We start from the raw sequence: 24359 nt of genomic DNA, 5'->3' as shown, positions 1-24359 counted from the left end.
ATAAATGAACAATAAAGGATTTAACTGGTTCTTTCCGATTGCCATAATAGCACTTTTGCTATTTTTTATTCCTAATTTTTTTGGTGATAATGGAGCAAAATCTATTGACGAGGATGAATTTTTCAAAATCATGCAATCTGGAAAAGTTCAAAATGTCTTAATATATAAAGATACCGAAAAAGCTGATGTTTTTTTAACACAAGCTGCAAAAACGGAAATGGTGAATAAAGCCGCCAAAGAAAAAGATCCGTTTTCTGCGTTTGATATGGCTCCAAAAGCTGATTATACAGTAAAATACGGAGATCTGCAGCTTTTTCTTCAAAAGTTTGATACCATCAAAGCTGATAATGCCAATATAAAAACATCCAAAGATTACGGAGCCGGAAAAAGTCCGTTTATGGATATTTTGTTTTCTGCATTGATCTGGATTGCTATTCTCGGATTATTTTATTTCCTTCTTTTCAGAAGAATGGGAAGCGGAGGAGGTCCCGGAGGGCAGATATTTTCTATTGGAAAATCCAGAGCAAAACTATTTGATGAAAAAGAAAAAGTTCAGGTTACATTTAAAGATGTAGCAGGTCTTGAAGGAGCAAAAGAAGAAGTTCAGGAAGTCGTGGACTTTTTGAAAAACTCTGAAAAATATACCAGGTTAGGAGGTAAAATCCCAAAAGGGGTTCTTTTGGTAGGCCCTCCGGGAACAGGTAAAACCCTATTGGCGAAAGCTGTAGCCGGTGAAGCTAAAGTACCTTTCTTCTCCCTGTCAGGTTCTGATTTTGTTGAAATGTTTGTGGGAGTAGGAGCTTCCAGAGTAAGAGATCTGTTTGCGCAGGCCAAAGCAAAATCTCCGGCAATTATCTTTATTGATGAGATTGATGCCATCGGACGTGCCAGAGGAAAGAATAATTTTTCCGGTGGAAACGATGAAAGAGAGAATACACTGAACCAGTTGCTTACGGAAATGGATGGTTTCGGTACAGATACCAACGTTATTGTAATGGCGGCTACGAACAGGGCGGATATCCTGGATAAGGCATTAATGAGAGCAGGACGTTTCGACCGTTCCATTTATGTAGATCTTCCCGAACTTCATGAAAGAAGACAGATTTTTGATGTCCACCTTAAAAAGATTAAGATCGGCAATGATGTGGACAGAGACTTCCTTGCTAAACAGACTCCCGGATTCAGCGGGGCGGATATCGCCAACGTTTGTAACGAAGCAGCACTTATCGCAGCGAGAAACAGTCATGAAACCGTAACAAAACAGGACTTCCTGGATGCGGTAGACAGAATTATCGGTGGTCTTGAAAAGAAAAATAAAGCCATTAAACCTTCGGAAAAAAGAAGAGTGGCTTATCATGAAGCGGGACACGCAACTATTTCATGGTTGGTAGAACATGCGGCACCTCTTTTAAAGGTAACTATTGTGCCGAGAGGACGTTCCTTAGGAGCAGCGTGGTATCTTCCGGAAGAAAGACAGCTTACCACTACGGAACAGATGAATGACGAAATCTGTGCTACATTAGGAGGTAGAGCGGCGGAGCAGGCTATATTCGGAAATATTTCAACAGGAGCATTATCCGATCTTGAGCGTGTGACAAAGCAGGCTCAGGCAATGGTGACTATCTACGGACTGAACGATAAGCTTGGAAACATCTCTTATTATGACAGCTCAGGGCAGTCGGAGTACAGCTTCGGAAAACCATATTCTGATGAAACAGCTAAAATGATCGATGAGGAGATCTCTAAAATCATTGAAAACCAATATCAGAGAGCCTTAAGAATTCTTACTGAGAATAAAGATAAACTGGATGCCTTAGCGAATAAGCTACTTGAGAAAGAAGTGATATTCCGCGAGGATCTGGAAGAGATATTCGGAAAAAGGGCCTGGGACCCGGAATTAACGGAGAAGCCGGTTACCAACAGTACAATTCCGGCAGTAGAGCAGGAAAATGATGATACTGTTCAGGCACCCGAAAGCTCATCACAACTTTAAAATAAAAACCTGGTAAAGTCAATTTGCCAGGTTTTATAATATTTAAGGCTATTTTTTTATAAGTATTATATATTAATTTTCTATTTTTGTATAAAGTTGACTAAAATACATTAAGTTGAGTTTATTTAAAAGACTTGTAAGCAAACTAACCAACCAGCCTGAAGAGGATGAGAAGCAGAGTTTGGAGAAGCTTGGGGATTCGCTTAAAAATGCGGATCTTGATTATAAGTTTGCGCAATTATTTACGCATTCCGGAGGTTTTTTTAATTACTGTGCAGATGAGGCTGAAGCATTACAGACCTTAAGCCAGATCATTAAGATCGAAGGAATCAACAATGTATTTTGCTGGGATAAAGAACTTCAGAACTTTCTAAATGTTATAAAAGCATCTTTCACCTCTGAGCTCGAACTCTTTAATGATGCGGCTTTTATAACCTGTGAGTATCTTATAGCATATGACGGGAGAATAATGTTGTCTCATAACAATATCCTTCATTACCATTCTTCAAGGTTGCCGAATAAAATTATTATTATTGCTAACGTTTCCCAGATCGTAAACAATCTGAATGATGCTATGGGAAAAATAAAAAGAACGGGAAATATTAAGAACCTCACTTCCATTAGTGGAAATCAGTCAAAGTTGGATGCATCCGGCAACAATAATAATACTAAATTATTTTTGCTGTTACTCGAAGACTAGCACAACCCCTAAATTTTAAATTTTGGACAAAAACCTTATTCAAAGAACCATTTCCGGGATCGTTTATGTGGCAATTGTAGTAATTTGTACTACTCCTTATGGTGCTCAGCTGATTAATACTATATCTCCTGGTCTTATTCAGCAACATTATTTATATTACGGTCTTATTACTTTACTATTCGGAGTGGGAATATGGGAGTGTATTAAGGTAATGAAATTTGGAAACGGTTATGAAAAATGGCTGGTTTACCCTGTAGCTATTATTATCTTTTATATGTTTTCCAAGCGGTATTTTCATCATGACTTCTATTTTGATTTCAGGCTGAGTGAGATATTGGCACTGGCGCTTGTTCTCATTGCGGTTGTCACCTTATTTAAATATCCCACTGAATTATATTATGACAGCGGAAAGCTTATTTTCACGGTAATCTATGTAGCATTACCTTTTAGCTTTGCATTGGGTATTCCCAAATATTCCATATTGAGCGATACATTCTCATTGGAAGTTTTCTTTCTCTTTATACTGATATGGAGCAGTGATACCTTTGCTTACTTGACCGGTAAGTTTTTCGGTAAGCATAAAATGGCTCCTAAAATCTCTCCGAAAAAAACCTGGGAAGGGTATATAGGAGGAGTGGTCCTTACTTTGATTTTATCTTATTTTGTAGAACAGTATAATCCTGATCTAAGAGGAAACTGGATGATTGTAGGGTTTTTAGTGGCTGCTTTCGCTCCTTTGGGAGATTTAGTGGAAAGTCAGCTGAAAAGAAATTTTGGTGTGAAAGACAGTGGGAATATTATTCCCGGGCATGGAGGAGTACTGGACAGGCTGGACAGTTTCCTGATTTGCGCGCCTGTCGTATATTTGTATTTTATTTTAGAAAAATTTATATAACTCATGAAACTGCATAGAGAATCCAAAGGAACAATTCTGGTTGCCACTTTACTTTTTGTAATCATAAGTATTCTGGCTATTTATTTCTTGAAAATATGGTCTCTTTTAATCATTATGCCTTTACTGGTAATGTACAGTCTGGTTTTCTGGTTTTTCAGGGTTCCTGACCGTGAAATTCTTGACCATAGGGAAAATGTAATTGCTCCGGTAGATGGAAAAGTAGTTATGATTAAAGAAGTGGAAGAAACTGAATTTTTAAAAGAAAGAGCTATTCAGGTTTCTATTTTTATGTCCCCTCTTAATGTTCATATCTGTAGATTTCCGGTATCAGGAAATGTGATCTACAAAAAATACCATCCGGGAAAATATCTTGTGGCTTGGCATGAAAAATCCTCTACGGATAATGAGAGGACTACAGTGGCCGTAGAAAGCCTTACTCATCATAAAGTGGTCTTCCGGCAGATTGCTGGATACGTAGCAAGAAGAATTGTATTTTACTGTAATGAAGGAGATACAGCTAAAGCCGGGCATGAGTTCGGATTTATAAAATTCGGTTCCAGGATGGATGTATTTCTTCCTTTAGACACTGAAATTCTATGTAGGATTGGTGATAAGACCAAAGGCGGGCTGGATGTGATCGCCCGGATGAAAGAATAATTAAAAGTCAAAAATGATTGAGGAAAGCTTATGGTTTTCCTTTTTTATTTTCTTACTTGTGAATCATGCATTTTTTTTGAGTTTTGTCACGTGTGAGTAGAATTGAGTGTATTGCTGTGCAAATGTGGTTATTGTGTCTCATTATCTTCGCGCACCAGGATTTTTGTCATGTTTTATCATTTTGGTGCAAAAAATGATATAATAAAAAATGTTATATATTACATGTAATTAATTTTATTGTTAATGATTTTATAATGTTTTGTAATCTTTTTTGTCTACTTAAATATAAAACAAGGGGTTGATGAGGGGGAAACAGGTCGACAAAATGAACAGCCAAGGTTTATTGTTTAATCAGGGACTTACCTACGCAGACAAGTTTAACATATTAAATGTGATGAAATGATCTACAGATTTTTTTATAAGTTGATTAATAACGAAGCAGAAAAGATCAGTGATGATTATGAAAGTAGTTATCTAAGGCTTATCAACAGGTATTTATTTTTTCTGTTTTTCCTATTCTTATTTTATTCCATTTTTATTATCAGTTTTTTTGGAGACATATTTATTTCCATCTTTTTGATAATAATTACTTTTTTCTGGCTGGTTCTTATGGCTGCCAAAGGGAAAACTACACGGATGCAGACTGTATTGAAGAAACTAGTGGTTGCTATATTTATACTGCTGACTTTTATTGTAAGTTTTTTTCATATATATTCATTTAAGAGTGTGGGGGTAGAGTATTTCTATTATTCCCTTCTTTTTGCTATTCCTTTTTTCTTTAATTATAAAGAAGAAACGTTTTCTATTTTATTAATCGCTTTTGTAATTACACTGAATTTTATCGGCTGTCTTTATTTTGATTTTGATTTCTTACCGCGAAGTCCTTATCTCCAGGAGAAGGATCATAATACAGTAAGGCTGTTTAATATCCTTTTTTCGGTGTCTACCTTTTTAATAGATATTGCATTTATTGCTCAGAAGGATAGATTGATTTATGGTCTTATAGAAGATAAAAAGATTAAAGACACTACAATTGAAGACTTAACAAAAACGAAAAATGATTTAATGAAACAACAGCTGCTGACTAATAAACTGACGGAGGAAAATATTGATGAAATTTTCCAGCTGGCTGAAAGTAATTCTCCGCTGTTTTATGACAAGTTCCAGATCTATTTTTCGGATTTTGTTCCTAAACTTTTGAAGATTAATCCTAATCTTATTGCCTCAGAATTGCATTATTGTGCACTCATGAAGCTGAATTTTGACACAAAAAAGATTGCGAAAAGTACAAATAACAGCATAAGGGCTGTTGAGAGTAAAAAATACAGAATCAGGAAAAAGCTCGATATTCCTTCTGAAATCAACATAAATAGTTTCATGCTTAATCTATAAAAAAGCAGTAAATTAAGTTTTAATACGTGCGCGTAGTATTGCGTAGAGTGGTAATGAGGGGGTTGTATTTGTTAATGATAATTTTGCCGGAACAAATTAACAAACTAAAATGAAAATTAATTTATAATTATTTTAAAAATGATGAAGACTAACTCTACGAAAATTGGAATTTTCCTCTTGCTTTTATTAATAAGCTTTGGAAAATTTTATGCACAGACGACCACTACCACAAATGGTGCTGTGGGGATTAACACAACGGTACCCAATACCAATTCCGTTTTGGATATTGTATCGGGAGACAATGACAAGGGAATCCTTGTTCCTCGTTTGACTGAGGCTGAAAGAGATGCTATCGCAATCAATAAGCCAACAGATGACGGGTTAACTATTTATAATACTTCAGAAGATTGTATAAACTACTGGAGTTATATGGATGATGAATGGAAGAGTTTATGTGGACAGCTAGGGAAAGCTGTTTTTACAGTAGACTGTGCTCTTACGGAAGCCAGAGGTTCTTATGTTCAAGGTAAAGAACTTACAAACTCTAACTATCTTAGCATTACTGTGAATGTAACTAAAGTAGGAAACTATACAATTACAGGAACTACAACAAATGGATATAACTTCTACGGAACCGGTGCTTTCTTAAGTACAGGGACTCAAACTATCCAGGTGATAGGACAGGGGATTCCTACAAACATCCAGACTGATGCCGTTGCAATTAACGCAAATGGTACGGACGTAACTTGTACACCTCCTGTAACTATTGAAGTATTAAGTCCTGCCGGAACATATACACTTAGTTGTGGTAGCGCTACGGTAAACGGAGTTTATAAAGTGGGAGTAGCACTTACAACAGCTAATACAATTACTTTACCGGTAAATGTTACAGCTTTGGGAAGTTATACTATTACTACTGACACTGTAGATGGAATTTCTTTTACAGGATCAGGAACCTTCTCTGCTACGGGTAACCAAAACGTTACTTTGTACGGAAACGGAACACCAACTTCTACCACTACAAAAACAATGACAATTACTTCTGATAGCCAGGGAGCAGTTTCTACTACTTGTTCTGTACAGGTGATCATTGTAGTGCCTAAGAAAAAATTATTAACTTCAGGATATGGTCAAAATGATTACGGATATAACTTCTCCGGTACAGCCAATTCCAATAAATTGATTACTACTGCAACTAACTTTGGAACATTAGCAAACAGTGTGGTAAAATATGAAGGATGGGATCAGATCATCAATGCTGGAGATGACCCTACAGAAGCTACTTTAACAGCCAACCTTACAGGTGATAACCCTGTTGATATCTTTGTAATGGGTCAAATGACTTATATCAGTGATGCAGAAGCTGCTATTATTGCTCAGTATGTTGCAAACGGAGGAGTTGTTCTTTCATTTGTTGAAAACCCGGCTTCTTCACAAAGTATTTTAAGAGCTATTTTCAATGACAGAAGTATTACCACTACTCAGGCAGGTGCCGGAGGAGCAGGATCAATGAAATCTTTCCCTGTATCAAATGATGAAGTATTGACAGGTCCTTTCGGAAATATCGCCGGTAAATATTGGGGAGAAGATGCATCTGCTACAACAAGAGCAAATGGATTACCAGTAGGAGATATTATTACTTATTCAACAGGTGATTATGACTCAACAGCAGGAATCTCTGGAAGTGTAACAGCTTTAAGACACAAAACCCTGAACTTCATCTGGGTTGGAGACGGTGGATTTAACTCCGGAGCTAATATGTCACCTGCCAGTGGAACGATCTGTCCTTTCAATCTGGATGCAAGCAATTACCCGATTCCAAAAACAACTTACAGCCAGCCAGCACAAAACTCAATCTTTACAGCAAATGCATTTGCTTGGGCAATTAAGCAAGCTGAAGCTAATGGTATCAATAAACAATAAGAGAACCATATAAAAACACAAATATAAAAATAGATGAGAGCCACTACATTATGTAGTGGCTTTTTGTATGATTGAATAAATTAAGCAACAATTTAATGAGAGAATCATATAAATTATATGGGAGGAATAATAAAATTTTTTATTGTAAAATATTGATTTTCAAAAATATAATATTTCATTCTTGCTTTTATTAATATGATTAATATCATTTAAATTAATAAATCTTATTTAAATAATTAATTATTTCTATTTATTAATTAAAAATATCGTACATTTATATCTCTTTCATAGTATGATGTTTTTGTTTATGATTTGTAGATTTATAATTTTCTGCAATATCTAAGATAAATATCTAAAGATTAACGGCTATTCCCATTAAAGTTTTTAATCCTAAGGAGAACATACTGTAAAAGACGCAAAAATTGATGATTTGATTTATAAATTGGTTAACGGCCATACAAGGTTTGGTAATCGGAGCTTATGTTCCCAGTTCGTTCATTTCTATTACTATTTTGAGACTTTTTTAGTTTCAAAATCTTCTACAATAAGCATTATAAAGAATTTATCAATTTCTATCTATGGTAGGGCATGGAATAAGCCGGAAAGACTTATACCATTTCATGTATATGTTATAAAATAAAGAGAAATAATATAATAGTTTTATAATGGTAAAAACAAACTTTACTCAATTTGGAATTTTCCTGCTAGTACTCTTATTCTGGAGTTTTGGAAAATTATGTGCACAGACTACGAATGGAGCTGTGGGAATTAATACAACTGTACCTAATGCCAATACGGTGCTGGATGTGGTGTCCGGAAATAACAACAAGGGTATTCTTATTCCCCGGCTTACCGAAGCCCAGCGGGATGCTATTGTTATTAATACGGCCACCGATGATGGATTAACGATTTATAATACCACGGAAGACTGCATCAATTATTGGAGCTTCGTGGATAATGAATGGAAAAGTGTCTGCGGACAGTTAGGAAAAGCTGTTTTTACCGTAGACTGTTCTAGTACGGAAGCTAGAGGGTCGTATGTTCAGGGAAGGGAACTTACCAATTCCAATTACCTTAGCATTACCGTAAATGTGACTAAAGCCGGAAATTATACCATTTCCGGAACTACTGCCAACGGATATAATTTCTATGGAACCGGAGCTTTTTTAAATACCGGAATTCAGACAGTTCAGGTTTTGGGGCAGGGAGCACCTGTGGCTATTCAAACCGATGATGTTCAGCTGGTAGCGAACGGAATAGAAGTGAACTGTACCCCTGCCGTTTCAATTAATGTTTTAAGCCCTGCCGGAACCTTTACGATGAGCTGTGGCAGCGGAACAGTAAACGGAGTTTACAGAGTTGGAACAGCTCTGGATGCTACTAATACTATTACTTTACCGGTAAACGTTACGACATTGGGAAGTTATACCATCACTTCGAATACGGTGGATGGAATCTCCTTTAGCGGATCAGGAGTATTTACTGCAACAGGAAATCAAACGGTTACCTTATCGGGAACAGGAACACCCGCTTCTACAACCGTTAAAACACTCACTCTGACTTCCGACAGCCAGGGAGGAGTATCTACAACATGTTCTATTGATGTAGTGGTTGTAATTCCTGTTAAATCCATTGTTCATTTAGGAGGTACTGGAGATCATGGCTACAGTGCTTTTGAAGATGCTTCAAGAAATGTACTGGATACCCCGGCCAACTTTGGAACGCTGGCTACCAGTATTGTGAAAAGCGAAGGATTTACCCATACCAACCCTGCGGGAGAGACGGCTATTGTAAATGCCCTGAATGCTAAACCGGATATTGTCATTATGGGATACCCGTATACACCTGGAGCTAATGAGATTACGGCTATTGTTAATTATCTCAATGCAGGAGGTGTAGTGATTGCCATGCTGGAAGAAGCTACATCTGCAGGGAATTTAATGAAAAGTATATTTTCCAACCCGGGGATTACTGCGGTGGGAAGAAATGCCGGCGGAGCTGTTTACAGCATCGCGAATTACAACGACGAAATCCTGAATGGTCCTTTCGGTGATGTAAGAGGGAAAAACTGGGGGGAAGATGCCAGTGCTACCGTTGCATTGGACGGAATTTCAAATGTGACTACCTATAGCCCTGCCAGCGCGATCAACTCTACGACCACTTACGCAGGTACGGGAATGTTTAAGCATAATTCATTGAATCTTTTCTATGTAGGTGATGGAGGGTTCCTAAGTAATTATAATGCGAATGGAAACGTGCCTAGTAATACGGCCTATCCTTTTGCTACTAATACCAGCAATCTTCCTGTTCCAAAGACTGCTTACGGAACGGCAGGAAACGGATATGCAGCCGGTAGTATGGCGGTGCAAAACTCTATAATTTTTGCTAATGTATTTGCTTGGGCTATCAAGCAGGCTGAATATAATGGAATAAATACTCCATAAATTTAATAAGATGATTATAAAAATAATGCCGCTACAATTTGTAACGGCATTATTTATTTTATATACTTTTTAACGTTCTCAATAATGTCCAGGATAAGAGTGATGGGTAAATCCTTTTCCATATCGAGCAGAAGAATTTTAAATTTTTTTCTGCCATCCTGTATAAGTTCCGGGTAGTCCAACCGGTCTCCGTGATAGAAGCTTACATAGTATTTCCCGTACTTTTTACTATAATAAAAGTAGCAGAGCATTTTCTTTTTATACTTAAAAAACGGCATTCCAAAACTTAAAGTCTCAGTAATATTCACACGGTCCGATTCCAGTATCTTTTCTCTTATAAATAAAAGACTGCTTCTTTCCGGTTCTTCAATTCTGTAAAAATACTCCTGTATAGGATTCATGATAAAGGGATCTAATCAAAATTCTGCAGTTCCACTAATTTGTGATACATTCCTTTTTTAGCAATAAGATCATGATGGGTTCCCTGCTCCATAATATCTCCTTTTTCCATTACTACAATCCAGTCCGCTTTCTGAATAGTCGAAAGACGGTGAGCAATCACTAAAGAAGTTCTGTTTTCCATCATCTTTTCCAAAGCATCCTGTACGAAACGCTCAGATTCCGTATCTAATGCGGAGGTGGCTTCATCCAGTATCATTATAGGAGGGTTTTTTAATACTGCTCTGGCAATGGAAACCCTCTGCTTCTGTCCTCCTGACAGCTTATTTCCGTCGTCCCCGATATTGGTGTCATATCCTTCAGGAAGCTGGGAAATAAAGGAATCTGCATTGGCTACCTTGGCAGCGGCAATCACTTCTTCACGGCTTGCTTCAGGTTTTCCCATGAGAATATTATTATAGACCGTATCATTGAACAGGACGGACTCCTGAGTAACCATTCCCAGAAGTTGGCGGTATTCCTTTAAATTTAAATGTTTGATATCGTTTCCGTCAATAAGGATTTGACCTTCCGATACATCATAGAACCTTGTTAAAAGATTGGCAATAGTAGTTTTCCCACTTCCGCTTTGCCCTACCAGAGCAACCGTTTTTCCTTTGGGAATGGTGATAGAAAAGTTTTTCAGGATAATATTATCCTTGTCATAATAAAAGCCGATATTTTTAAACTCGATTCTGTCATTAAGGGTTTCAACGGATATAGGTTCAGCAATTTCCTCTACTCTCAGGTCATAATCCAGTACTTCGGAAACGCGGTCTAAACTTGCCATTCCTCCCTGAATGGAAGATATTGCATTGGAAAGTTTTTTAGCAGGATCCAGGATCTGGAAAAATAAGCCGATAAAAGCTAAAAAGGTTACCGGGTCATCATTATGTCCGTTGATAATATTTAACCCTGCAAACCAGGTAATGATCAGAATGGTAACCGAACCCAGGAACTCGCTCATAGGAGAGGCAAGTTCTCTTCTGCGGCTCATGCCTATAGCATGCTTCTGCCATTGGTTGGTCGTGGAATTAAACCTGTTTTTTAATATCTTATCAGCATTGAATATTTTAATGATCTTAGAAGATTTTAAAGTTTCATCTACCAGGGAGAACATATTTCCCAATTCCTGCTGGGCATAGCTGGCCTGTTTTTTAAGGCTTTTTCCTACCCATGATATGATAACCCCCATGATAGGAAAAATAATAAGGGAGAAGAGGGTTAAATTGGCATCAAGCATAAATAAAGTTACCAAAGTCCCTATAATCATAAAAGGAGCATTGATAAGATCTACGAGAGCACCCATAATTCCTCCTTCCACTGCTCCGATATCATTGGAAATCCGGGACATCATATCACCCTTTCTCTGTTCCGTAAAAAAAGATACGGGTAAAACCAAAAACTTATCATACATGGCCGTTCTCAGATCTCTTGTAATTCCCACTCTGTAATTCACCAACAGGTAAGCTCCTATATATCTGAATAAATTTCTAAGCAAAAAAGCAAACGCAGTGATTAAACAAAGGGTGGCCAGTACCCGTATGCTTCCGTGTTCATTGATGTTGATCTGTATCTTATAATAAGCTAAATCTTTCAGGTAATCAAAATAATTACCCAATCCACCTTCATGTACCGGCGGTCTGGAAGTGTCCACCGCTTTATCCAGTTTAAACAGGATTCTTAAAATAGGCAGCATGGTGATCACCGAAAATATACTGAGTAATGAATACAGGATATTAAAAACGATACTTCCGAAGAGATATTTTTGATGAGGTTTGGCGAAATATAATATTCTTTGTAATGGTTTCATTCAATGAAAATTGGAGAGCAAAATTACGTAAAATTAAATGATAAGACGTTTCGAATCTGATTTTACTTTATTGATAGGTTGTTATTATGTACCTTTTGTTACAGCAGGCCCTCCTTTAATTTATTGATAAATAAAAAAACAGCTCCTGAAAAAGGAACTGTTCTCACTCAAAAAATCGTTGTAAGGTTATCGGAGTCTGTCTACAGATTTTACGAGCCTCTCATCTTTACCGGTATATACGTTGGCAATAAGCAAACAAATTACCGCGATGAGTGGAAAAACCGGCTCAATACCCTTCTCAGGAAAATCAATTCCTCCGGATAAGTTGAGTAGCCAATAAACCAATACACCAATCAACAAAGCGTTTATAAAAATGCTGATTTTGTTCAGCAAAATTTGTCTTTTTCTGTTTTTAAAACTGAATATAGATAAAGAACCTATTATAACAAGGGCTATACTGGCGATATTAATAACAGGAATATTCCCGAAAACAGCAACATCCTGTCCTGTAATATAAAGAAAAACAGCAGCTAAAACTGCCAGAAAAACCCATATAGTCTGTATTCTTTGTAACATTGAATAATAAATTCTTGACAAAAATAGTATAAATTTTGCACAATTCAAAAATAAGTGTAGATTTGCATTATACAATGTACTTGAAAATCAAAGTCACCGGACTTACTTTTCTTACTCACAATTAATTACATTTTTACATTATTATATGTTTAACATTGAAACGTTAAGGTCAAAATCCGTTACGGAATTGACTAAAATCCTGAAAGATTTAGGCGTTAAAGTTGCACGAAACAGCACTGAAAATGACAAAATCTTTGCAATTCTTGATTTTCAGGCTTCTAATCCTAAGGTTGCAAAAGATTACTTCAACGCCACAGAAACCATGAACACAGAAGAAAAACCTGTAGAAAAACCAAAACCTGCCGCTAGAAAAACAGCAGCAAAGAAGACGACGACAAAAACTAAACCCGAGGCTAAGGCACCGGAACCAGTAGAAAAAGAAACAGTTACTGAAGAAGTTAAAACCGAAGAGGTAGCCGTTCCTAAGGAAGAAAAAGCAGTAGAAGCTGCTTCTGCTCCCGCCAAGAAAAAAAGGAAAAGAGTTGCAGCACCAGTCAATAATTCTGACACAGCTGTTCTGGAAATTCCAGAAACTCCTAAAAATACAGAACCACAGGAAGCTGTTCCCGCAGTTCCATCAGAAGAGAAACCTAATAATTCTCAGGCTCAGGCTAAAAATCAGAAAAGCCAAAACCCAAACCAAAATCATCCACAGAACAGTGGAAATCATCACAAAAATCAAAATCACAACCAAAACCATAATAAAAATGCTGAAAGGCATGAAGACCAGGACTCTAAAAAAGAGTTTAACTTCGATGGTATGGTGAGTATTGAAGGAGTGTTGGAAATCCTGCCGGATAATTACGGATTCCTGCGTTCCTCAGATTTCAGCTATATCTCTTCTCCGGATGATGTATATGTGTCTACGGCGCAGATCAGAAATTTCGGACTGAAAACAGGAGATACCGTGAAAGGAATCGTAAGGCTGCCTAAAGAAGGAGAAAAATACTTCTCCCTTTTAAGACCTACAGAAGTAAACGGACGTGATCTTGCTTTTATTAAAGACAGAGTAGCTTTTGAATATTTAACCCCGCTGTTTCCGGAAGAAAAATTTAACCTTGCCGGAAGTAATTCTACGATTTCAACACGGATCGTAGACCTTTTTGCTCCGATAGGAAAAGGACAGAGAGCGATGATCGTAGCACAGCCTAAAACAGGTAAGACAATGCTATTGAAAGACATTGCCAACTCCATTGCAGCCAATCATCCTGAAGTATACATGATGGTACTCTTAATTGATGAGCGTCCGGAAGAAGTTACAGATATGGAAAGAAGCGTAAATGCGGAAGTTATCGCTTCTACATTTGATGAAGCAGCAGAAAAACACGTAAAAGTGGCCAATCTGGTACTTGCAAAAGCTCAGAGAATGGTAGAATGCGGTCATGATGTAGTAATCCTGCTTGACTCTATTACGAGATTGGCAAGAGCTTATAATACCGTTACTCCGGCCTCAGGAAAAGTGCTTTCAGGAGGGGTGGATGCCAATGCCTTGCACAGACCGAAAAGATTCTTCGGGGCAGCAAGAAAAATTGAAGGAGGAGGTTCCCTGACGATTATTGCTACTGCTCTTATCGACACCGGATCAAAAATGGATGAAGTTATTTTTGAAGAATTCAAAGGTACAGGTAATATGGAGCTTCAGTTGGATAGAAAAATAGCCAATAAAAGAATTTATCCTGCTATTGACCTGGTTTCTTCCAGTACCCGTAGAGATGATCTGCTTCTGGATGAGGTTACCTCCCAGAGAATGTGGATTCTAAGAAAATACCTTTCAGAAATGAACCCGGTAGAAGCTATGGAATTTGTGGAAAAAAACATCAAAGGAACTTTGAATAACGAAGAATTTCTGATGTCAATGAATAAATAAATTAATTTAATACTATTAAATGGAAAGCACAGATTGAGGTCTGTGCTTTTTATTTTTTCAGGGGAATTTTCAATATAATATATCAATGTTAAAGATTTATTAAAGTAATCCGTAATTTTGATTGTAGCTTAATTATTGGCTAAATTTGGGTATTAACATTAAAAACTTAAGAAATTATGTCATTTGAATTACCAAAATTAGGATATGCTTATGATGCATTAGAGCCAACAATAGATGCAAAAACAATGGAAATCCACCATACAAAGCATCACCAGGCTTATGTAGATAATTTAAATAAAGCGATTGAAGGAACTGATTTAGAAGGAAAATCAATTGAAGACATCTGCAAAACAGGAACAGATAAACCGGCAGTAAGAAACAATGGAGGAGGACACTTTAACCATACTTTATTTTGGGAAATTTTGACTCCTGGAGGAAGTAAAGAGCCTGTAGGAAACGTAAAAGCTGCTATTGAAAACTACGGAGGATTTGAAAAATTCAAAACTGATTTTTCAGATGTTGCCAAAACAAGATTCGGTTCCGGATGGGCTTGGCTTATTAAAAATGCGGATGGTTCTGTAGCGGTTTCTTCCACTCCCAATCAGGATAACCCATTAATGCCTGTAGCAGATGTTAAGGGAACACCTGTTTTAGGACTTGATGTTTGGGAGCACGCTTATTACCTGAATTATCAAAACAGAAGACCGGATTACGTATCAGCCTTTTTCTCTGTGGTAAACTGGGATAAAGTGGAAGAATTATTTAACAAATAATAATTTTCAATAAAATAAAAAAGGTTCAGAATTTCTCTGAACCTTTTTTATTATCTGCGGTTTCTATAGGTATCGGTAGATGAGAGCCCGTTCAGAGTAAGCCCATATTTCCAGCTTACATAGGCGAATACCTGATAGAGCTTGTACTCAAATTTTAATCCGTAATTTTCGCGGGTATCATAAGAAATGGAAGATTCTATTATATTCCGGTACTTTCCTGAGAAATAATAAGAATTCCATTCACTTACAAGAATTGCATTTCTGTTTTTCAGATACGACTCAGAATATTGGCTGATGGGTTTTGCAACAGCATTGATAAAATAATCATATTGGGTATCCAGTACGGTAATATCCCACCTTCATTTTTGGAAGGTTTCATTTCGGATTGCTCCTGATCTTTCGTGGGTGTGGTCTGAGAAGAACAACTCCAGGGAATAAAGACGATATATAAAAAGACAATTAAATTTCTCATAAGTTTCAGTTTTCAAATATACTTCAATAAGAATGCCTTTTTTAATTTTTGCCATATTCTTTCTGAATAACCAATACCGCAGGAAAATGATCACTGTACCCTCCGGTAAACCTGTCTCCGTCCCAGGACCGGAAGGGATATCCTTTATAAGGTCCTTCTTTGTTAACCAGATAAGGAGGTGCGTAAATTTCAGCCTTGTAGATGGAATACAGCGGATTTACTTTTTCCCGGGAATATAAATTGCGCGAAACAATGATCTGATCAAAAAGGTTGGGAGCATCTTTATAAGCCAGGGAAGCGATGCCTGTCTTATAGAGCTTGGTCATTAAATTATAATAGGGATATTGATCGGAAAGTTGCTTGGGATCGCCAACAGTACCCAGGTGATTTTGTAAGCTGGGACTTACGGGATCATCATTGTAATCTCCCATCGACACGATTTTTATTCCGGCATGTTCTTTAACCAGCTTATCCATTTCATTTTTCAATACCTTAGCTGCTGCATTTCTCTTTGCCTGAGAGATGACTTCTCCACCTCTACGGGAAGGCCAGTGATTCATAAAAACAGCGATTTTTTCTCCATCCAGTAATCCCAGGGTGACCAAAATATCTCTTGTGTATTCCCTTCTCCCGTTTTCGCCATAGATCTTGATTTCTTTTGTATAGGAACGCAGAACTGAAAATCTGTTTTTCTGATAGAGGAGAGCTACATCTATTCCCCGGGCATCATAAGAGTTGTAATGAATGATCCCATAATTGCTTTTTATTAAAAAGGGCTGTTGGATAAGGTCTTCAATTACTTTACGGTTTTCTATTTCTATAAGACCGCAGATAACGGGATTATCATTCGTGTATTTCCTGCCCAGTTCTGATATTACTTTTGCTTCATTGAATAATTTTTGCTGATACAACTTAGTATTCCACCTCTTGGGACTGTTGGGAGTAAAGTCCTCTGCCATAGCCTGTCTGCGGATTACTTTTTTATCAGCCATAAGCTCGTTGCTCCATTCTCCTTTATAATTTTCGGTAGTCTCCAGGTAAGGTAAAGAATCTATGGGTACGCTTCTGTGAAATTTCGGGTGACCGGCAGGAAATGTTCCATCAATATAATCGGCGGAGGGAATGGTATCCCAAAGGTTTTCCACATTGAGAAAAGCAATCGCCGCTCTTTTCACTTGTCTTTGCTGGGAAAGAAGATACCCGGAACTGAGTATCACAATAGCTGTAAAAATTTTTTTCATTATTTGGAATTTAGGGGTCATTATTAAAAAATGATTTTCAAAGAAATAGAATATTCATATTTATTTAGCTGATTTATTATGAATTATATTTTAAGTTAATAAAAATTAACAGTATAACTTTCTATTAAACTCACTATAAAGTGAAAATAATTCTAAATTTATCGCTCTGAAAAACAACAAATGTGTCAAAAAATTAATTATGATTAAAAAAATATCCTCAATTTCCCTCTTTACATTAATTCCGGGTTTTTATTTTGCCCAGTCCACTGTATATGGGTACGTCAAAAGTCCTGATGATAAGCCTCTGGAAAAAGTTGATGTAAGTCTCTCCCAAACAAATACTACCATTTCAACGGATCCGATAGGGTACTTTCAGTTTGTGGATTTACAGTCAGGGCATTATTCTGTTATTCTAGGAAAACCCGGTTTTGAAACTAAAATAGTAGAGTTTAATATTACAGAAGGTGAAAAAACAAAGGATTTAAGCTCTATACAGCTTAATTATGGTGCTGCTCCGGAAGCAGGAGTAATTGTTATTGATGATTCGGAAAATTATTCGGAAGGGGAAGGCTCAGGGATGCAGCCTACGGTAGGGCTCCTGAGTTCAGGAAAAGATGCTTTTCAAAATGCAGCCGCATTTGAATTAGGAGCTTATTGGTTCAGGCCCAGAGGGAATGATAACAGATTTTCCCAGGTGCTGTTTAATGGTGTTTCCATGACTAAGAATGAAGATGGAAGACCGGACTTTTCCAATTGGGGTGGGCTCAATGATGTGATTCGTTATCCTTATGAAAATGTTCCTGATATCACACCCTCTGAATATACATTTGGAAGCCTGGGAGGAGTGGTATATTACAATACGAAAGCATCACATTATAAAAAGCAGAATTCCATTTCCTATTCCTTGACGAACAGAAGCTATTTACACAGGATATTGGCTACCTATTCTTCTGGGCTTTCAAAAAAAGGCTGGGCTTTTACATTTTCAGGAAGCCGAAGATGGGGAGACCGTGGGATAATTGACGGAGTGTATCAGGATGCATATGCCTATTTTGGAGCTATTGAAAAGAAATTTAATGATAAGCATTCAATGAACCTGACAGGTTTTGGCTCACCCACATACAGAGCCTCAAATTCGCCTAATACTCAGGAAGTTTATGATATCATGGGAAAGAATTACAATTCTTATTGGGGCTGGCAGGATGGAGAAAAAAGAAATTCCAGGATCAGAAAAGTTTTCGAGCCTGTTTTTCAATTAACGGATTATCTGAAGATAGGAAAGAACTCCAATTGGATCAATACGCTTTCCTATCAGTTCGGAAGTGATGCCAGAAGCAGACTGGACTGGTTTCATGCGCCGGACCCAAATCCCACCTATTACAGAAAATTACCGGGCTACGGTCTCCTGACAACGGAGGAATTTATAGCACAATCCCAGCTTGACTGGAATTCTTTATACCATGCTAATTATCTTAATCTTAAAGATTCGGATGGGAAACCAAAAGGAGCGGTTTACACAGTAGTTGAAGACGTGAGCCGGGATAAGACTTTGAACTTTGCTTCCCATTTTGATAGCCAGGTTCAGGATAATTGGAAACTTAATATTAATTTTAATTACCAGCATTTTTCTTCTGATAACTTTAGAAGAGTCAAAGATTTGTTGGGAGCTTCATTTGCTTACAACCTTAATGCATTTAATAATGATACTCCTTACAATATTGATAATCCTAATGTGGAGGTAAGAAAAGGGGAGAGGACTCAATATTCTTATCAGCTTACCGGAAATCAGTATACGGCTAATATCTCCTCCGAAATAGATATTGATCAATGGAATGTAACGGTTTCTGCCTTTTCATCTTATACGGAGACTCAAAGAAACGGACACTACCGGAGCGGAATCAGAAGGTTTCAGAATCATTCTAAAGGAAAAAGTTCTGTGTATGGCGTTTTGAATGCCGGACTTAAAGGCAAAATAGTGTATAAAATAAATGGGAGGAATTTCCTGGTGTATAATGGAGCTTTTTTCAGTCTTGCTCCTGCTTTAAACGAGATTTACATTAATCCTCGTGTCGGGGATTTTCTTACTCCGGGGGTTACTAGTCAGATAGTTAGCTCCAATGATCTCAACTATATAATGAGAGGCTCAATTTTAAAGTTAAGGATATCCGGCTATTATACTACCATTCATAATGCTACGGAAATTTCCCGATATTATATTGATGTTGCGGATAGCTCTTCGGGAAATACCTTGAGTACTCTGGTAAATGAAGCGATGAGCGGAGTGAATAAACGGTATATGGGAATTGAGCTGGGAATGGATGTGAAAATTACGCCGTCAATCAATGCAACAGCAGCTGCAGGTATTGGGGAATACACATATACTAACAATCCTGAAGTCTCTACTTTGGATGACCTGAACGGATTCAGAGGTACGGATATATGGGGAAAAGCGAATGTGAAAAATTATAAAGTAGCGGGATCACCCCAGAAAGCATTTTCTTTTGGTTTAAAATATAATTCTCCCCAATATTGGTGGATAGGAGCATCCGTCAATTACCTCATGGATCAATACCTCGACTTTTCAGCATTAAATAAAACCCCATACATGTACACCGATCATACAACAGGGGATCCCTATGAAGAAGCATCGCCTGAGCTTATTAAGCAGCTTACGGCACAAAAGAAATTTAATAATCAATTGATGTTGAACGCCAATGCGGGAAAATCTTTTCTCCTGGGAAAATACAGAATGGGAGTCAGTATTTCCGTCAATAATATTCTTAACAACAGAAATTATGTAACAGGAGGGTTTGAGCAGGGAAGAAATGTTAATTTTCTGAATATTCTCAATGATTTTCAAAAAGCTTATCCCACGTTTGGTCCTAAACTCTGGTATGACCGGGGCCTGACTTTTTTCACCAATATTTACTTAAGATTTTAAAATATGAAAAACCACCGATCAACATATATTCTCCTGATTCTTGTTCTTTTCTTACTGGCAGGATGTGTACACGATGACGGCTATGGAGAGCCAGATCTCGATGCCTATCAATGTATTGAAGATTTTGAAGCGAATGTAAGTCTCAAACAGCTCAAAGAAAAATTTACCTTAAATAATCCCAACAAGGAAGCCTATGTTTTTCCTGTTGATGCAACTCCTGATGATTCCAGTGATGATCTGTATGTTCAGGGATATGTGACTTCAACAGATGAGACGGGAAATATTTATAAAACGATTTATATTCAGGATAAACCGGAAAATCCAACTCATGGGTTTGTTATTAGCGTAGATGCCGTAAGTACTTATACTCAATTTCCCCAGGGGTATAAAATTTATATTAAACTTAATGGCTTGGCGGTGGGCTCCTATGGGGGAGTGGTACAGCTGGGAATGAAAATGGGTACAGAAACCGGAAGTTCCGTATCGAGAATACCGGAGAAGGAAATATCCCGGCATATTTTCAGATCATGTAATACCAGAGGGAAAATTGTTCCTAAAATAATGACCCTTGCTCAAATGGTATCGGCCAATGATCAGTATCTCGGCTGCCTGATTCAGGTGGAGAATGCTGAGTTTGACAGCAGGGCCTTATGTACCCCATTTGCCCCCAATGGATTGCCGGCGGAAAGAAAAATAAAAGATGCCAGCACGGGTACAGCAAGAATAGTAAGAAACAGTGGCTATGCATCTTTTGCTAATCAGATGGTCCCTGCGGGGAATGGAAAGTTTGTGGGAATTTACAGCAAGTATAATTCTACTTACCAGCTTTATATTAATAAAGTTTCTGATCTTCATATGAATAGTTTCCCCCGTTTGGATGGTATTGTTGCAGATCCATGCAGTTTTAATGTAACAGGATTAAATAAAAAAACAGTTGCTGAGGTAAAACAAATGTCTTCAGGAGAAAACTGGAGCCAGATTACCGGTGACTTTTATTTAAAAGCACAAATCACCGCCAACGATGAAACCGGAAACCTGTATAAATATGTTTATGCAGAAGATCATTCAGGAGGTATAAAGATAAATATCAACAAGTTTAAATTATTTCAGGATAACCGTTTTCGGGTAGGGAAGGATATTTATATAAAACTGAAAGGATTGTATGTCAAGAATATAAATGGAGAAATTCAGTTGGGAGATTTGTATACTTCGGGAGGTACTTTGAAATTTGGGGGAATTGAAGAAGCGAATATTTATAAAAGCTTTTTCGATGCCGGACAGCCCTCCGGTAAGGTAGTTCCTACCGAGAGGACCATAAGCCAGCTCACGGCAGAGGATGTCGGAAGATGGATTACAATAAAAGACCTGCAGTTTATAAATAATAATTTATACCAGTCTTATGTTTCCAATAGCTCAATTACCAACCGTACTTTGATAGACTGTAACGGAAACAGTATCGTGCTCAGAACGAGTAATTATGCATCATTTGCCGGAGATGAATTGGACGGGGGAAAAGGGGATGTTTATGGGATTTTGGGAGTGTATAATGGGACCTATCAGCTATGGATAACCAACCGGCTAGGGGCAGATCTGGACGCTCCCCGTTGTGACGGAACAATTTATACGCCTTTGAAGACTCTTTTTGAGGAAGACTTTTCCAAAGGGCTGTCATCCCACTGGATCATAAAAAACGTCTCAGGACCGCAGGAATGGAAAACTTCCAAGCAGGGTGGTAGTAATTATTATGCTATCATGAATGGATATGCTTCAGGAAATAATGCTAATGAAGACTGGCTTATTTCTGAGGAGGTAAGCCTGGAAGGAAAAACGAAAGCAATTCTTAATTTTGTTTCGGATGTACGGTACAATGGTAATGCCTTACAAGTCCTGGCAACAGATAATTATACAGGAAATCCGGCGGCTGCGACGTGGCTTCAGCTTCCGGCTGTGCTGGATACGAATGCCGGAACATTTGGAGATTGGACAAGCTCCGGAAATATAAGCCTGGATCAGTTTTTAGGAAAGAAAATACGAATAGCATTTAAATATACTTCAACGACTTCGGCGGCTGCCACATGGGAAATAGATGATATCCGCATCAAAGCAAAATAAAAGGATAAAATAAAAAGCCACTATAAATAGTGGCTTTGATATTGTTACATCAATTTTTGTTTAAAAAGATACTTCATTAACCTCTTTTCCTCTCTGGAAGTTCATTGTTTTCTGACTTCCTTTGTAAGCTATATTAACAAGATTAATCTGCTTAGGGAAAGAGCTTAGAAGAATGGTATTCTTTATTTTCAGAGTATTGATTTCAGAAACCCCATTGGCTTCAAAATATACCCACACCGTTTCTCCGCTCACCTGACTTCCTGTAAATGTTTTAGTTTTTGGAGAGCCATTGACATACACATCGAAATTATTATTTACATATTTTTTTACCTCCGCTTCAAATCCTGCTGTATTGGGATTGATTTTTATAGCATCGGAAATATGGCTTGTATTCATCTTTGTGGTAAACTTCAATGTTTTGCTTCCATCAATATAATCCACCTTAGTCATTGAAGAGAAAAAGTTTACATACATAAAACTTGTTAACACAAAAAATGTTAAAATTCCTGATATATATAAAAGTTTTTTCATCTTAGTTAATAGATTTACAATCATCTTGTTTATTTATAGGTCACAAATAATATGCCAACTAAAAGTTCACATTCACAGAATATTTATCATAAAAGGCCTTGATGTGCGCTACGGCTTCATCGGCAGTATCTACCACTCTGTAAAGATTGAGATCATCCTCTGCAATCATTCCTTCTTTGAGTAAAGAGGTCTTAAACCATTCCAGTAATCCTCCCCAGAACTCGGAACCTACCAGTACGATAGGGAATTTCCCGATTTTGTTGGTCTGGATCAGGGTGATAGCTTCGGTAAGCTCGTCCAATGTTCCAAATCCTCCCGGCATTACGATGAATCCCTGCGAATATTTTACGAACATCACTTTTCTTACAAAGAAATAATCGAAGTTCATGGAATAAGACTTGTTAATATAAGGATTAAAATGCTGCTCAAAAGGAAGATCTATATTAAGTCCTATTGATTTTCCTTTTGCATTGAATGCTCCTTTATTTCCTGCTTCCATAATTCCTGGACCTCCCCCAGTAATAATTCCGAATCCTATTTTGGTAATTTTTTCTGCAATTTCTACCGCCATTTTATAATATTTGCTTTCAGGCTGTAATCTTGCTGATCCAAAAATGGAAACGCAGGGACCAATCTTTGCTAATTTTTCATATCCATCCACAAACTCAGCCATGATTTTGAATACCATCCAGCTGTCTTTGGTAATGGTTTCGTCCCAGGTCTTCTGTCTGAAGCTGTTATGTAGCTTGGTTTCGTTAATATCTAATTCAGGATTTATTAAACTTTCATCCTTCATTCCGTCAATATTCATCATAATTTATTTAAAATGTTTTTCAGCAATTAAAACAGATTCAGGCCTACCGACATCTACTAAAATGCTGTTATGCAAAAAGCCATGGATATGTTCTGTCTGCATAAGATCCAAATATTCTTCCATCACCGAAAATTTTCCTTTTCTTTTAATCTTTTCAAAGATAACCGGATTGATACAGTGTACCCCGCTGAAAGCGAGCGCTTTAAATCCTTTATTGAACTCGGCGAGTCTTTGCTCTCCAGTCTGTACATTCAGCCATCCCTTTAAAACCATTTCATCATTAAAGAGTAGTTTTCTGGAACTTTCACGGTCGGAAACTGCTAAAGTAGCAAAATCTTTAATCTTTTTATGATATTTAACAAGATCATTAATATTTAATGCCGTTAGAATATCCGCATTCATGATGAGGAAATCTTCTCCATGATCCAGAAACCTTCTTGCAAAAATTAAACCACCTCCCGTTTCCAGTAATTCCTCCCTCTCGTCTGAGATCTCAATACGGCAGTTGAAATTATTGTTCTTTTTAAGAAATTCCAATATCTGCTCTCCGAAATGGTGGATATTGATCACAAAATCCGTAATTCCAAAGCTTTTAAGATAGAGAATATTTCTTTCCAGAAGCGGAATACCATTTACCAGGGCTAAAGCTTTAGGATGGTGATCGGTAAAAGGTTTAAGGCGGGTTCCTTTTCCTGCCGCAAAAATAAGAGCCTTCAT

At 37.4% G+C, this 24359-nt stretch carries 19 protein-coding genes; 11 read left to right on the top strand and 8 right to left on the bottom strand.

Features of this window, described 5'->3' with window-relative positions:
* The first annotated feature begins 4 nt into the window (after window positions 1-4).
* From ftsH to ABJ974_RS15480, 7 genes are all read left to right on the top strand, one after another.
* On the top strand, window positions 5-1993 hold the full coding sequence (gene ftsH / locus ABJ974_RS15510; RefSeq protein WP_419869125.1) for an ATP-dependent zinc metalloprotease FtsH: 1989 nt from the start codon (window positions 5-7) through the stop codon (window positions 1991-1993).
* A 115-nt stretch (window positions 1994-2108) separates the two neighbouring features.
* Window positions 2109-2693 carry an LUD domain-containing protein gene (locus ABJ974_RS15505; protein ID WP_419869124.1) on the top strand — a complete coding sequence of 195 codons (585 nt, stop codon included), beginning with the start codon at window positions 2109-2111 and terminating at the stop codon, window positions 2691-2693.
* Window positions 2694-2715: 22 nt separating this feature from the next.
* Window positions 2716-3588, top strand: coding sequence for a phosphatidate cytidylyltransferase (locus ABJ974_RS15500; protein ID WP_419869123.1), 873 nt, complete (start codon window positions 2716-2718; stop codon window positions 3586-3588).
* 3 nt (window positions 3589-3591) lie between these two features.
* Complete coding sequence (locus tag ABJ974_RS15495; protein ID WP_419869122.1) at window positions 3592-4245, top strand: phosphatidylserine decarboxylase family protein; 654 nt, start codon at window positions 3592-3594, stop codon at window positions 4243-4245.
* Window positions 4246-4644: 399 nt separating this feature from the next.
* Complete coding sequence (locus ABJ974_RS15490) at window positions 4645-5637, top strand: helix-turn-helix transcriptional regulator (RefSeq protein ID WP_419869121.1); 993 nt, start codon at window positions 4645-4647, stop codon at window positions 5635-5637.
* A 138-nt stretch (window positions 5638-5775) separates the two neighbouring features.
* Window positions 5776-7560 carry a hypothetical protein gene (locus tag ABJ974_RS15485; protein WP_419869120.1) on the top strand — a complete coding sequence of 595 codons (1785 nt, stop codon included), beginning with the start codon at window positions 5776-5778 and terminating at the stop codon, window positions 7558-7560.
* A 665-nt stretch (window positions 7561-8225) separates the two neighbouring features.
* Window positions 8226-10004, top strand: coding sequence for a hypothetical protein (locus ABJ974_RS15480; RefSeq protein ID WP_419869119.1), 1779 nt, complete (start codon window positions 8226-8228; stop codon window positions 10002-10004).
* A 53-nt stretch (window positions 10005-10057) separates the two neighbouring features.
* On the opposite strand, the gene ABJ974_RS15475 is transcribed toward ABJ974_RS15480, so the two are convergent.
* The 3 genes from ABJ974_RS15475 to ABJ974_RS15465 form a co-directional block, all read right to left on the bottom strand.
* Entirely contained in the window at window positions 10058-10405 is a 348-nt protein-coding gene (locus tag ABJ974_RS15475; RefSeq protein ID WP_419869118.1) for a DUF1801 domain-containing protein, read from the bottom strand.
* A gap of 11 nt (window positions 10406-10416) precedes the next feature.
* A complete protein-coding gene (locus ABJ974_RS15470) occupies window positions 10417-12255 on the bottom strand; it encodes an ABC transporter ATP-binding protein (RefSeq protein WP_419869117.1) in 1839 nt (612 codons plus the stop codon).
* Between the two features lie 186 nt (window positions 12256-12441).
* Complete coding sequence (locus tag ABJ974_RS15465; RefSeq protein WP_419869116.1) at window positions 12442-12831, bottom strand: DUF4293 family protein; 390 nt, start codon at window positions 12829-12831, stop codon at window positions 12442-12444.
* A gap of 145 nt (window positions 12832-12976) precedes the next feature.
* Between ABJ974_RS15465 and rho the strand changes: the two genes are divergently transcribed.
* Window positions 12977-14758 carry a transcription termination factor Rho gene (gene rho / locus ABJ974_RS15460; RefSeq protein WP_419869115.1) on the top strand — a complete coding sequence of 594 codons (1782 nt, stop codon included), beginning with the start codon at window positions 12977-12979 and terminating at the stop codon, window positions 14756-14758.
* A gap of 176 nt (window positions 14759-14934) precedes the next feature.
* Entirely contained in the window at window positions 14935-15531 is a 597-nt protein-coding gene (locus ABJ974_RS15455; protein ID WP_419869114.1) for a superoxide dismutase, read from the top strand.
* Window positions 15532-15581: 50 nt separating this feature from the next.
* Here ABJ974_RS15455 and ABJ974_RS15450 read toward each other — a convergent pair whose 3' ends face one another.
* Window positions 15582-15827: a DUF6146 family protein gene (locus tag ABJ974_RS15450; RefSeq protein WP_419870980.1), complete on the bottom strand. Its 246-nt coding sequence runs from the start codon at window positions 15825-15827 to the stop codon at window positions 15582-15584.
* Window positions 15828-16044: 217 nt separating this feature from the next.
* Window positions 16045-17244 carry an endonuclease/exonuclease/phosphatase family protein gene (locus ABJ974_RS15445; RefSeq protein ID WP_419869113.1) on the bottom strand — a complete coding sequence of 400 codons (1200 nt, stop codon included), beginning with the start codon at window positions 17242-17244 and terminating at the stop codon, window positions 16045-16047.
* A 199-nt stretch (window positions 17245-17443) separates the two neighbouring features.
* Here ABJ974_RS15445 and ABJ974_RS15440 point away from each other — a divergent pair, with 199 nt between their 5' ends.
* A complete protein-coding gene (locus tag ABJ974_RS15440) occupies window positions 17444-20185 on the top strand; it encodes a carboxypeptidase regulatory-like domain-containing protein (protein ID WP_419869112.1) in 2742 nt (913 codons plus the stop codon).
* Window positions 20186-20188: 3 nt separating this feature from the next.
* A complete protein-coding gene (locus tag ABJ974_RS15435) occupies window positions 20189-22297 on the top strand; it encodes a DUF5689 domain-containing protein (RefSeq protein ID WP_419869111.1) in 2109 nt (702 codons plus the stop codon).
* Between the two features lie 60 nt (window positions 22298-22357).
* Here ABJ974_RS15435 and ABJ974_RS15430 read toward each other — a convergent pair whose 3' ends face one another.
* From ABJ974_RS15430 to ABJ974_RS15420, 3 genes are read right to left on the bottom strand one after another with little or no spacing between them, the layout of a single operon-like run.
* The gene (locus tag ABJ974_RS15430) at window positions 22358-22828 is read right to left on the bottom strand and encodes a DUF6702 family protein (protein ID WP_419869110.1); all 471 of its coding nucleotides are present in this window, start codon (window positions 22826-22828) and stop codon (window positions 22358-22360) included.
* Window positions 22829-22886: 58 nt separating this feature from the next.
* On the bottom strand, window positions 22887-23624 hold the full coding sequence (locus tag ABJ974_RS15425) for an LOG family protein (protein ID WP_419870979.1): 738 nt from the start codon (window positions 23622-23624) through the stop codon (window positions 22887-22889).
* A 21-nt stretch (window positions 23625-23645) separates the two neighbouring features.
* A complete protein-coding gene (locus ABJ974_RS15420; protein WP_419869109.1) occupies window positions 23646-24359 on the bottom strand; it encodes a nucleotidyltransferase family protein in 714 nt (237 codons plus the stop codon).

The organism is Chryseobacterium sp. CT-SW4, from assembly GCF_048572715.1.
Lineage (GTDB): Bacteria > Bacteroidota > Bacteroidia > Flavobacteriales > Weeksellaceae > Chryseobacterium.
The sequence above is the reverse complement of the archived record's forward strand: the minus strand, read 5'-3'. Positions and strand labels throughout refer to the sequence as shown.